13 protein-coding genes are annotated in these 11,863 nt (G+C 55.3%); 5 read left to right on the top strand and 8 right to left on the bottom strand.

Annotated features, from left to right (window positions below; translation table 11 throughout):
- Window positions 1–339: 339 nt before the first annotated feature.
- The 3 genes from JEM67_RS05350 to JEM67_RS05340 all read left to right on the top strand — a co-directional run bounded on the left by JEM67_RS05350 (window position 340) and on the right by JEM67_RS05340 (window position 3,492).
- Entirely contained in the window at window positions 340–1,938 is a 1,599-nt protein-coding gene (locus JEM67_RS05350) for an ABC transporter substrate-binding protein (protein WP_199636636.1), read from the top strand.
- A 115-nt stretch (window positions 1,939–2,053) separates the two neighbouring features.
- Window positions 2,054–2,578, top strand: a complete 525-nt coding sequence (gene cybB, locus JEM67_RS05345; RefSeq protein ID WP_199636688.1) for a cytochrome b561 — start codon at window positions 2,054–2,056, stop codon at window positions 2,576–2,578.
- A 374-nt stretch (window positions 2,579–2,952) separates the two neighbouring features.
- Window positions 2,953–3,492: a hypothetical protein gene (locus JEM67_RS05340; RefSeq protein WP_199636637.1), complete on the top strand. Its 540-nt coding sequence runs from the start codon at window positions 2,953–2,955 to the stop codon at window positions 3,490–3,492.
- A 119-nt stretch (window positions 3,493–3,611) separates the two neighbouring features.
- Here JEM67_RS05340 and JEM67_RS05335 read toward each other — a convergent pair whose 3' ends face one another.
- Window positions 3,612–3,677: a hypothetical protein gene (locus JEM67_RS05335; RefSeq protein WP_426406360.1), complete on the bottom strand. Its 66-nt coding sequence runs from the start codon at window positions 3,675–3,677 to the stop codon at window positions 3,612–3,614.
- Between the two features lie 96 nt (window positions 3,678–3,773).
- Between JEM67_RS05335 and JEM67_RS05330 the strand changes: the two genes are divergently transcribed.
- Window positions 3,774–4,019, top strand: a complete 246-nt coding sequence (locus JEM67_RS05330; RefSeq protein WP_063198226.1) for a helix-turn-helix domain-containing protein — start codon at window positions 3,774–3,776, stop codon at window positions 4,017–4,019.
- A 187-nt stretch (window positions 4,020–4,206) separates the two neighbouring features.
- Here JEM67_RS05330 and JEM67_RS05325 read toward each other — a convergent pair whose 3' ends face one another.
- From JEM67_RS05325 to gpt, 7 genes are all read right to left on the bottom strand, one after another.
- Window positions 4,207–4,410: a DUF6434 domain-containing protein gene (locus tag JEM67_RS05325; protein ID WP_071919944.1), complete on the bottom strand. Its 204-nt coding sequence runs from the start codon at window positions 4,408–4,410 to the stop codon at window positions 4,207–4,209.
- A 178-nt stretch (window positions 4,411–4,588) separates the two neighbouring features.
- Window positions 4,589–4,807 carry a DUF6500 family protein gene (locus JEM67_RS05320; RefSeq protein WP_004946854.1) on the bottom strand — a complete coding sequence of 73 codons (219 nt, stop codon included), beginning with the start codon at window positions 4,805–4,807 and terminating at the stop codon, window positions 4,589–4,591.
- A 475-nt stretch (window positions 4,808–5,282) separates the two neighbouring features.
- Window positions 5,283–6,536 carry a glutamate-5-semialdehyde dehydrogenase gene (proA, locus tag JEM67_RS05315; RefSeq protein WP_199636638.1) on the bottom strand — a complete coding sequence of 418 codons (1,254 nt, stop codon included), beginning with the start codon at window positions 6,534–6,536 and terminating at the stop codon, window positions 5,283–5,285.
- 9 nt (window positions 6,537–6,545) lie between these two features.
- Complete coding sequence (gene proB / locus JEM67_RS05310) at window positions 6,546–7,649, bottom strand: glutamate 5-kinase (protein WP_006323805.1); 1,104 nt, start codon at window positions 7,647–7,649, stop codon at window positions 6,546–6,548.
- A gap of 114 nt (window positions 7,650–7,763) precedes the next feature.
- Window positions 7,764–8,165, bottom strand: a complete 402-nt coding sequence (gene crl, locus JEM67_RS05305; protein WP_004949084.1) for a sigma factor-binding protein Crl — start codon at window positions 8,163–8,165, stop codon at window positions 7,764–7,766.
- Window positions 8,166–8,225: 60 nt separating this feature from the next.
- A complete protein-coding gene (frsA, locus tag JEM67_RS05300) occupies window positions 8,226–9,473 on the bottom strand; it encodes an esterase FrsA (protein ID WP_199636639.1) in 1,248 nt (415 codons plus the stop codon).
- A 141-nt stretch (window positions 9,474–9,614) separates the two neighbouring features.
- Window positions 9,615–10,073 carry a xanthine phosphoribosyltransferase gene (gpt, locus tag JEM67_RS05295; RefSeq protein WP_004949082.1) on the bottom strand — a complete coding sequence of 153 codons (459 nt, stop codon included), beginning with the start codon at window positions 10,071–10,073 and terminating at the stop codon, window positions 9,615–9,617.
- Window positions 10,074–10,397: 324 nt separating this feature from the next.
- Between gpt and pepD the strand changes: the two genes are divergently transcribed.
- Window positions 10,398–11,858 (top strand): beta-Ala-His dipeptidase, encoded by a 1,461-nt coding sequence (gene pepD / locus JEM67_RS05290; RefSeq protein ID WP_199636640.1) that lies wholly within the window; start codon window positions 10,398–10,400, stop codon window positions 11,856–11,858.
- Window positions 11,859–11,863 lie beyond the last annotated feature (5 nt).

Below are 11,863 nucleotides of genomic sequence, written 5' to 3'. Positions count from 1 at the left end.
TTACCTACCTTTGATATGCGACATGGAGACCAGGAAAACGACGGCCGCAACGCGCTGAAAGTGTTTCAACATGGTTACAAATGAAAATAATAATAACACTTATTATCATTTTCATAAATATAGGACAACCGGTTAATGCGTGTCGGATAAGGGGATTGTCGAGGCAAAAAACGTTCGCCGGCGGCGGTGGAAATGTTGGCGGCCAGCGTAATAACCGGAAAGGAATCCGCCACAGCCAGTTCCCAGATCCGCAAAGCCTCATTATAGTTAAACCGGGGGCTGCCTGAATGCCACTGCGGCGGCAGTGTCCCCCATCAACCTGAGGGAGCTATCACTTTTATGCTTTTAAAACAAACAACTGCAGGCCTGCTATTGGCGGGAACCAGCCTGTTGGCGGCGGGCAGCGCGCTGGCGGCTTCCGATACGCTGGTCTATTGCACGGTCGCCTCACCGGAGTCTTTCAATCCGCAACTCGCCAGCTCCGGGCCGACGTTTATCGCCACCTCGCAGGTGCTGTATAACCGCCTGCTGACGCTGCGCGAAAGCGATAAAACCCCTGCCCCCTCGCTGGCCACCGAGTGGACCATCAGCCCGGATGGCAAAACCTACACCTTTACGCTGCGCAAGGGCGTGAAATTCAACAGCAACAAATACTTCACCCCGACGCGCGACTTCAACGCCGAGGACGTGGTGTTCACCGTGATGCGCCAAAAAGACGCTAATCATCCGTACCACAAGGTGTCCGGCGGTAACTACGAGTACTTTACCGACACCGGGCTGGACAAGCTGATTACCCACGTCGAAGCGGTAGATAACGACCACGTGCGCTTTACGCTCAGCCAGCCCAACGCCGCGTTTTTGGCCGACTGGACGATGGATTTCGCCTCGATTCTTTCCGCGGAATATGCCGACGCCATGCTGAAGAAAGGCACGCCGGAGTACGTGGATAACTGGCCTATCGGCACCGGCCCGTTCGCGTTGCAACAGTACAAGCAGGATTCGCTGATCCGCTACGTGGCCAACCCGCATTACTGGCAAGGCGAGGTGGCCAGCAAACACCTGATCTTCTCTATCACGCCGGATGCGCAGACCCGGGTGGCCAAGCTGAAAACCAATGAGTGCCAGATCATTCCCGCCCCACTGCCGGAGCAGTTCGACGCTATCAAGAGCGACAAGAACCTGCAATTGCACAACATCAACGGCCTGAACGTCGGCTATCTGGCGTTCAATACTCAGAAGAAACCTTTTGATAATGTGCTGGTTCGCCAGGCGCTGAGCTATGCGGTGGACAAGAAGGCGATTGTCGCGGCGGTGTTCAAAGACAGCGGTACGCCGGCCTATTCAGTGCTGCCGCCGGCGATGCTGGGCTACAACGACAAGCTGCCGGAATATACTTACGATCCACAGAAGGCCCGTGATCTGCTGAAACAGGCCGGGCTGGAAAAAGGGTTTGAAACCGACATCTGGTCAATGCCGGTGGCGCGGCCATACAACCCTAATTCGCGACGCATTGCCGAGATGATCCAGAGCGATTGGGCGAAAGTGGGCGTGAAGGCCAAAATCGTCACCTGGGAATGGGGCCAGTACCTGGCCGGGCTGCGCAAAGGGGAACAGCAGAGCGCACTGTATGGCTGGATGTCGGATAACGGCGACCCGGACAACTTCGCCACGCTGCTCGGCTGCGCCGGCGTGCAAACCGGCGCCAACATAGCCCGCTGGTGCGACAAAGGTTACGATCGGTTGATCCAGCAGGCGATTCAGGTGAGCACCCCGGCAGAACGCGCCAAGCTTTATCAGCAAGCGCAGGTGATTTTTGCCGAACAGGCCCCGCTGCTGCCGCTGGCTAACGGCAAGGTGTTCTACGCCACCCGCAGCAATGTCAGCGGCTATGTGGTTGACGTGAACGGCAGTGACTTCGCCAAGGCGAAGGTGAACTAAGCCAAGGCGCCGGGATAAATTCAAACCCGGCGCTTTCCTCCCTTGTAACATTTCGTTACTCTCAATGCCTATCGAATCTCACCTTAGCAAGGCAAACCCAGTGCAGAAAACATTTATGCCGATGCAGATCCGTCTGCACTGGCTGGTCGCTATCCTGTTGGTCATCACCTGCGCCACAATTGAGTTGAGAGGCATTGCCGAACCGGGCACGCCGTTGTGGTATCTGCTGGTGGTCACCCACTTCAGCTGCGGGGTGACGGTTTTCGTCTTGATGATCGCTCGTCTGATCCTGCGCTCGCGTCACGCCTCCCCCGCCATCAGCCCGAAACCGCCAAAATGGCAAACCGGCGCGGCGCATCTGGTGCATACCCTGATTTACCTGCTGCTGCTGACGCTGCCGGTTCTGGGCGTCTATTCCCGCTATCTGGGTGGCAAAGAGTGGTTTTTATTCGGCCTGCCGATGCCGTTTGCCGAGATTGCCGACCGGCCGCAGGCGCGGACGATTATCGGCTGGCACAAGACGCTGGCCGCTTTCGGTTATTGGCTGATTGGTTTGCACGCCGCTGCGGCGCTGATCCATCATTATGCCTTTAAGGACAATACTTTGGTGAGAATGCTACCGCTGTTTAAAAAGCGTTAACCCAGGGGCAACAATATAATAATAAGCATGTATATATAAGCTAATGGAAATAATACATTGGCTTATTAATCCCACTATTGCTTCGATAAAATAAAATTTTCACCCATCGTGTTGTATCTATCCCGGATATTGACTAAGGTTATCCATACAGTTCATATGCCCGAAAGTTAATAACGATAATCACACGTCAGTTTATTTAAAATTTATGTCCTCATCTTAAAAACGCCAGTTATTTTTCTGGGCAACGATGCCATGCCATGTGTTCATACAAGGCGATTTAGTGCTGCCCATGATTTCATTAATTCACTTTTATCGACTACACACACGGGAAAATTAATATTATTTTCCCACTCATAAAAGTCTGGAGAAAAGTAATGAAAATAATGACTGGCGTTATTCTACCCACAGTTGCGGCCCTCGCTTTTGCCGGTATGGCGCAAGCGGAAGACAGCGTAAAACCTATGACCGGCAAAGCACAGGTGACGTTGGAACATGTGCACGCCGTGCAAGAAAATGGCAGCCCCGCGCCCCAGCACGATGCCGCCTGTATGAAACAGCTTTCGAAACCTGAATCCAAGTATGTCGGGATGAAAGTGACCAGCGAATACACCATCGATACCGCTTCGTTAATGATGTCCGCAAAATCCATGCTGCCCTCCCCGAATACCCTGCAACCGCTAGAACTTACGGTTGATTTGTCCCCGTTGGGCATGGCGGGTGTTTATGCGTTCGGCGCATTCAAACCGAGTTCTTTGCCGCAGGATTATGTTTATTTCACTATCGACAAAGACTATAAAAACCCGGTCAGTACCTTTATGATCATTAATAAATATGAAAAATATAACTGCGTAATTTCCAGCTCTAACAAGGCAATGAGCAAAGAACAGCGCAGCCACCTTGTGGTTAAGCAATAACCGCGACTATTCATTAGATAATAATGGGGGTGCGGATAGTTAACTGCCCTCCCCCATATTTATATCTGCTGTTTTCATCCGTGTTAAATAGTGCCGAATTCTGATGCAGAATGACCGCCCTACTCATGCTTATATACAGGTTCAGAGTATCTTGAAGGCCATATCTCCGCAGGGGGCAGATTCAAAGCTTCGGCTATCAGCTTGTTATCTGATGCGCCTACTATCCCATTTTGGGATAATGGCAGATATTCGATTTTGGGATATCACTCGCGGAAAACGCCATGACTTCAGTTTATTCAACCGAGTATCAATTAGTTATAAAAATACTTCGGGACGCTCGTATAGAAAAAGGCATCACTCAGACCAAGCTGGCCGAGGCGCTGGGTCGCCCGCAGTCGTTTATCGCCAAGGTTGAGAACGGCGAGCGCAAGCTGGACGTGGTTGAGTTTGCTGTGATGGCACGGCTGCTTGGGGTGGATGCTGGTGCCGTGCTGGGAATGATTGGTGAGCGGGTTCATTCATTGTAATAACGAAATCGAACCTACGACCTTCGCATTAGAATATGTAAATAGATTGCGTATCGAGCGCCACGAGCAAATTAGGCACTTCCGAGCCGTTGGTGTACTGACCCTGCTCGGTAGACAATCCTGCCCTATAGTCAGGCTAAGTCATCCGCAGGATTTCGGCGGCTACGAGCGAAATGCAGACCTGCAATTACTGTCTGCGTTTCCACTCATCGACTACATCACCTAAAGTTTTTGGAACATCATTACGTATCCAGGCCATAAATTCTCGATTAAATCGAAAGTCGTCCCCACACTCCTTAATCATGAAACGACGGACGTTTTGAGTGTTTTTGTAGTTTTTATCAACATTCGTAGCGCGTGTAAGCAATGAGCTATGCCAATCTATTTTCAATTTACAATCCCACTGTAATGATTCATTTTTTAGCATTCGTTTCATACCCGAAATTGTCTAAATGTCGAATTCATCGCCTGTTAAGAGCGAGGAGCAGGCATACCTGTCCAGAGTAAAGGCTGTCATATCATAATTAAGACGCTACGAACTGTAAGGTATCATTAGCTACCGTAATGGTTTACTTCATGGCTAAAACGAGAGATTTTATCTTTTCCGCCTTTTCAAAGTGATCCAGTTTCATCTCCATAATCCACCAATGCGCAACCTCCATCAGCAGTTCCGGGTCATCATTTTTATTGGCAAAAAAAGCATAAAAAGACAGCCCTACGTTACTGCCCTTGGTCACAATTTTTGCCTCACACGTCCTGATGATCTTTTCCTTCATTCCTACCCGCATGTTCGCTCCTTTTTGTTCGCTGGACTTAAGCCTATTAACCATAACATCTGTACGTGCAACACCCGAACGCCTCTCAGGGCTTTTCTGCGAGCTACGGGCTCAAAACCCATATTTTTACCCGGCTGAATACCCAAAAACGCACCTGTATTACTGTGGTAACTGGCAATAGCCTGAGGACTGACACTCATTATTTTTTCTCTATCCAGCCTGATACCATAAGTTCGAGCAATTAACCGAAGATCTCGTAAGAATCATAATATCTCTTCGACTCATCGTCCGTGTGAGTTCAAAGTACCAACGTCCCCCCTTGATTAAGGATAGCGTTGCATCGACCCGTTGAACTCACAGCACAAAGCCGACTGTCCGATTGGGTTTCGCTTAGACCAGCAGCGATGCCAGCTCAGGCCTGAACCCGTATGCAAAAAGGGCGCAGTTCAATGAACTGCGCCCTTAAATTTAAAACGCGAAACCTGACTTAACTGCGCACCAAATCGTCGCCGTAGCCGATCCACTTGTAGGTGGTCAGTGCGTCCAGCCCCATCGGGCCGCGTGCATGCAGCTTCTGGGTGCTGACCGCCACTTCTGCGCCCAGGCCGAACTGGCCGCCGTCGGTGAAGCGGGTGCTGGCGTTAACGTACACCGCCGAGGAATCCACGGCGCGCACGAAGTGCTCGGCGCTGCTCAGCGAACGGGTGAGGATCGCATCGGAGTGGTTGGTGCCGTGGGTGCGGATATGGTCGATGGCTTGATCGATGTCGTCCACCACCAGCACGTTCAAATCCAACGACAGCCATTCGTCGTCGTAATCCCCTTCCGCCACGTCCACCACCGTCGCCGGGCCGTTTTGCAGCAACGGCATGGCGTTCTGCGCCGCATGCAGCGTCACGCCCGCCGCCGCCATCTTGGCGCTCAGCGCCGGCAGGAACTGTTCGGCGATGTTGCGGTTCACCAACAGCGTTTCGAGCGAGTTACAGGCGCTTGGGCGCTGGATTTTGGCGCTCTCGATGACCGTCAGCGCCTTGTCGAAATCAACGCTGTCGTCAACGTAAGTATGGCAAACGCCAATACCGCCGGTGATCACCGGAATGGTCGACTGCTCGCGGCACAGTTTGTGCAAACCGGCGCCGCCGCGTGGGATCAGCATGTCTACGTAGCGATCCAGGCGCAGCAGCTCATTCACCAGCGCGCGATCGGGGCTGTCAATCGCCTGCACCGCCGCTGCCGGCAGGCCGCACTGTTCCAGCGCCTGCTGGATCACCTTCACCGTCGCCAGGTTGGTGTTGTGGGTTTCTTTACCGCCGCGCAGGATCACCGCGTTGCCGGTCTTCAGGCACAGGCTGGCGACGTCGATGGTGACGTTCGGCCGCGCTTCATAAATCACGCCGATCACACCGAGCGGCACGCGGCGGCGTTCCAGCTTCAGCCCGCTGTCCAGCAGGCTGCCGTCCAATACATGGCCGACCGGATCGTTCAGGCGGCACACCTGGCGCACATCGTTGGCGATGGCCGCCAGCCGCGCCGGGGTCAACAACAGGCGATCGAGCAACGCGTCGGTCATCCCGGTTGCGCGCGCCTGCGCCATGTCTTGTTCGTTGGCCTGCAAAATCACTTCGCTGTTGGCCTCCAGCATGTCGGCCATCACCGACAACACCTGGTTTTTCTTCGCCGTGCTCAGCACCGCCAGTTGCCAGGAGGCCTGTTTGGCGGCCTTCCCCATTTGCTCTAGCATGCTCACTCCTTAGCTCACAATCATGTCGTCGCGGTGCACTGCCACCGGGCCGTATTCGTAACCGAGAATTTCGCTGATTTCCTGCGAGTGGTGGCCGGCAATCATGCGCATCGCGTCGCTGTTATAGCGGCTGACGCCGTGCGCCAGGTCGCGCCCCGCCAGGTTGCGGATGCGGATCACTTCGCCACGGGAGAAATCGCCCTTCACTTCGCGAACGCCCTTCGGCAGCAACGAGCTGCCGCGCGCCATAATGGCGTCGACCGCGCCGTCGTCCACGGTGATTTCACCGGCCGGCGGTGCGCCGAAGATCCAGCGTTTGCGGTTTTCCAGCGGGGTTTCCAGCGCGTGGAAACGGGTGCCCACCGGTTTGCCTTCAATCACGTCGCCCACCACGCCCGGCTTGCTGCCTGCGGCGATGATCACGTCGATACCGGCGCGGCAGGCCACGTCGGCCGCCTGCAATTTGGTGCCCATGCCGCCTGTGCCCAACCCGGAAACGCTGTCGCCGGCGATGGCGCGCAGCGCGTCGTCAATGCCATGCACTTCGCGGATCAGTTCCGCCTGCGGGTTGTTGCGCGGGTCGGCGGTATACAGGCCTTGTTGATCGGTCAGCAGCAGCAGTTTGTCGGCCCCGGCCAGGATCGCCGCCAGCGCCGACAGGTTGTCGTTGTCGCCCACCTTGATTTCTGCGGTCGCTACCGCGTCATTCTCATTGATTACCGGCACGATACGGTTGTCCAGCAGCGCGGTCATGGTGTCACGCGCGTTGAGGAAGCGTTCGCGGTCTTCCAGATCGGCGCGCGTCAGCAGCATCTGCCCGACGTGGATGCCATAAATGGAGAACAGCTGTTCCCACAGTTGGATCAACCGGCTCTGGCCGACCGCCGCAAGCAGCTGCTTGGAGGCGATGGTAGCGGGGAGTTCGGGGTAGCCCAAATGTTCGCGCCCGGCGGCAATCGCGCCGGAGGTGACGATAACGATGCGGTGACCCGCTGCATGCTGTTGTGCGCACTGGCGTACCAGTTCGACAATATGGGCACGGTTAAGACGCAGCGATCCGCCGGTCAACACGCTGGTGCCCAATTTCACAACCAATGTCTGGCTGCCGTTCATAGTGTTTCTGCCGTGTAAGATGAGAAGGATAATGCAAAGGACTTTGTAACAGGAGAGACGCGTTATGCCAACAGGCACAACGCGAAATCAGCACAATACTGTAGTCAAACGGGGTCAGGCGGAGAGTTTAATCGGTTTTTCTTTGAAATCATCGGCCGGTTCCAGCGCCAGCTCCATCGTCGCCAGCAACTCGCCCAAGCGACGATGGAAATCACGCAGGGTGGTTTCCAACTTGGTTTTTACTTCAGTATCTTTAATCTTTTCCGGCGTCCAGCGCCCGTCCTTATCAAACAGACCGAACTGATAAGCATAAGTGAAACGCGCCTCTTCAGCATGCAGCTCGATCCACCATCCCCAGAACTCACGCTTCTCTGGCGCGGGTTTGACATTGACGCAAACGGCTAAACAATCAAAGAAAAAACGGTCGTTCTCGCACTGCCCTTCACGCAGGTACGGCCCCAAGCTGGCAAAACGTTTCATTAGTCGGCTTTTAGGGTGACCACTAGGTAACGTCATTCTTTAACCTCCTCAATGTAGACCACTCTTTTTAACAAATTGTTAAAATTTAGCAACAAATTAACGCATTTTATCTTTCATCCAGTGGGCCATTTGCAGCAAGGCCTTGTGGAAACTGCTATACACCGGTGCACGTGGAATAGCAATTAACTTGCCGTCCATCGAGGACGAAGCGATCAGTTGCGCCTCCTCTTTCGGGCTGAGCGGATCCCGATCCCAATAGCCTGCCAACATCGGCGTCGGGCAGCGGCGGCCCAGCAAACCCTGGGTTTTCAGCGAATAGCTGTTCAGCTCCACCCTCAGCACGTTATCCGAGGCGTTGGCCATCCCCATCCGGCTGGCGAGCACGTCCATATACATATCCGGCACGTCTCGCTGGCGGCCGGCGTCGCATAACAGGCTGTGGACCACCGGCCCCAGGCAGGCCACGCCACGCAACCGCTGCGGCTCCAGATAAGCCAGGCGCACCGCCACGTTGGCGCCGAAGCGGAAGCCAAATGCGGTAACGCGCTGATGGTCGATCCAAGGCACCGAAGGCAGTTGGGCCAGCACCTGTTGATGCAGGAAGCTGGAATCCTGCGTCAGCTTCCACTTATAAGAAGAACCGATGGAAGGCATGTCGATGGTCAGCATGGCGATGCCGTGCGGCGCCAGGTACTCGCGGAACAGGCGGTGGTAGTCGGTCTGCAGGGTATCCAGGCTGCCGCACATCAGCACCGTCGGGAACGGCGCCTCGCCCTTCTCCGGCAGGTGCAGGAAGCCGGTAATGCTGCTTCCCCCGTCAATGCGGAACTCCAGCTCTTTGAGCTGATAAGGCAACAACAGCGCAGCCTCTTCGTAGGCGCGGGTGGCGAGCGTCTCGGCCTGTTCGGCCAGTTCGTCGCCTTTCAAGTGCGGGTAGCCGGCGATGCTGTAAAAGTTGACGGCATTGAGCCAGTACTGGCCGCCGATCAACGGATCTTGCTGTTCCAGTGCCCGCTGCTGCCAGAGCATGCCCTGACGCACCCACTCGTAGATCCAGTTGCCATTACGGTAACCGATCACGGTATCGAGCAGTTTGTCGTTGGTATGTTCCACGTCGGCGACCGCAATACGCGCCAGCACTTCGTTGATTTCGATCGGATCAACGCCGCGCCAGGCCCACAGCAGCGGGTTGAGCATACGATACCAATTGCTGACGGTGTTGCCTTCCAGAGTGGAGTGCAGATCGGCGCCGGTTTTGTTGCGCGCACGCAGCACCAGCGTCGAGGTCTCGGGGTGTTTAAATGAGGGTTTGAACAGGATTTCAGAAAGGTTGGCTTGTGCCATGGTAACAACAGCCTCCGTAAATCTGGCCGTAGGCCGCAAACAGCCTACTTAACTGGAGGTAGTGTACCTAACTCTGGGGCGATAAACCAAAATAACGAAAACGCCCGGCAGAACCGGGCGTTTTACTGGAGCGAGCGGAGATTAACGGCCGCCGATCGGTGGCACGAAGGTCACCGCCATGTCCCACGGCTGCTCGATCCAGGTATCCTGTGGGATATCGACCACATAGTCGTCCACCAGCGGGCGGCCTGCTGGCTTGGCGAAAATAGTGACGAAATGCGCTTTCGGGTACATGTCGCGGATCGCTTTCGCGGTGCCGCCGGTATCCACCAGATCGTCAACCACGATAAAGCCTTCACCGTCGCCTTCGGCGCGCTTGAGTACCTTCATTTCGCGTTGGTTGTCATGGTCATAGCTGGAAATGCAGACGGTATCCACGTGGCGGATGCCCAATTCGCGCGCCAGTAAGGCCGCCGGCACCAGGCCGCCGCGGCTTACGGCAATAATGCCCGTCCATTGGTCAGCAGGCAGCAGGCGGTGAGCCAGTTTGCGCGCTTGCATTTGCAGCATGTCCCAGGTAACAACGTATTTTTCGCTCATAAAATGGTATCCCAGCCAGCAATGGTGTGGCTTACTCGTGATCAGGGGAAAAAAGGTTGCGCGAGATTATAGAGACTGGTTGAGCCGAATACCAGTTGTACTGTGGAAATCATAAGTATTTCGTCTGGTGATTGATCCTGCGTAAACAAGCAATCACACGTCAAATATGTGTATTCCCTCTCTTAAACAGTGCAATAGGGTACGCGCGCGCCCCTGAATAAAGTGATATTCTCTGGAGATCGTGCCAAAAACGCACCGATGCCAATCCACCCTAACCGAGCGGCATTCACGCCATGCTGAGAATGCTGTCACAGGAGACCTATAGTGTCTGAATTGTCTCAACTTTCACCACAGCCGCTGTGGGATATTTTTGCCAAAATCTGCTCTATTCCGCATCCTTCTTATCATGAAGAAGCGCTGGCACAGCACATCCTCGCATGGGCCAAAGAGAAGAACCTGCATGCCGAACGCGATCAGGTGGGCAATATCCTGCTGCGCAAGCCGGCCACCAAAGGCATGGAAAACCGTAAACCGGTTGCCCTACAAGCGCACCTGGATATGGTGCCACAGAAAAATAACGACACCGTGCACGACTTCGCCAAGGATCCGATTCAGCCGTATATCGACGGCGAGTGGATCAAGGCGCGTGGCACCACGCTGGGCGCCGACAACGGCATCGGCATGGCTTCCGCGCTGGCGGTGCTGGCTGACGACAGCGTCGAACACGGCCCGCTGGAAGTGCTGCTGACCATGACCGAAGAAGCCGGCATGGACGGCGCATTCGGTCTACAGCCTAACTGGCTGCAGGCGGATATCCTGATCAACACCGACTCCGAAGAAGAAGGCGAGATCTACATGGGTTGCGCCGGCGGTATTGATTTTATCACTACCCTGCCGTTGCAGCGCGAAGCGGTACCGGCCGGCTATCAGACGCTGAAACTGACGCTCAAGGGCCTGAAAGGCGGCCACTCCGGCGCCGAGATCCACGTGGGCCTGGGCAATGCCAACAAGCTGCTGACGCGCTTCCTGTTCGCTCATGCCGCAGAACTGAACCTGCGCGTGCTGGATCTGAACGGCGGTACCCTGCGCAACGCTATCCCGCGTGAAGCCTCTGCGGTGGTTGCCGTGCCTGCGGCAAAAGCCGACGCGCTGAAAGCGCTGAGCCAGGCCTTCCTGAGCACGCTGCAAAACGAGCTTTCCGCCAAAGAGAAGAACATCACCGTGCTGCTGGAGCCGGTTACCAGCGCCTCTCAGGCGTTGACCGCCGACAGCCAGCAACGTTTCCTGGCCCTGCTGAACGCAACGCCAAATGGCGTGATCCGCATGAGCGACGCGGTAAAAGGCGTGGTGGAAACCTCACTGAACGTTGGCGTGGTCACCACCAGCGAGAACGAAGCGGAAATCGTCTGCCTGATCCGCTCGCTGATCGACAGCGGCAAAGATTACGTGGTCGAGATGCTGACCGCGCTGGGCCAACTGGCGAACGCCAAAGTGGCGCCGAAAGGCGGTTACCCAGGCTGGCAGCCGGACGCAGACTCACCGGTCATGCATCTGGTGCGCGAGATCTATCAGGATCTGTTCAACAAGACGCCGAACATCATGGTGATCCACGCCGGTCTGGAATGCGGCCTGTTCAAAAAGCCGTACCCGAACATGGATATGGTGTCGATTGGGCCAACCATCACCGGGCCACACTCGCCAGATGAGCAGGTACATATCGAAAGCGTCGGCCTGTACTGGAAGCTGCTGACCGCGCTGTTGAAAGCGATCCCAGAACGCGCCTAATTGCC

This window comes from Serratia sp. PAMC26656, from assembly GCF_016469055.2.
Taxonomy (GTDB): domain Bacteria; phylum Pseudomonadota; class Gammaproteobacteria; order Enterobacterales; family Enterobacteriaceae; genus Serratia; species Serratia plymuthica.
The sequence above is the reverse complement of the archived record's forward strand: the minus strand, read 5'-3'. Positions and strand labels throughout refer to the sequence as shown.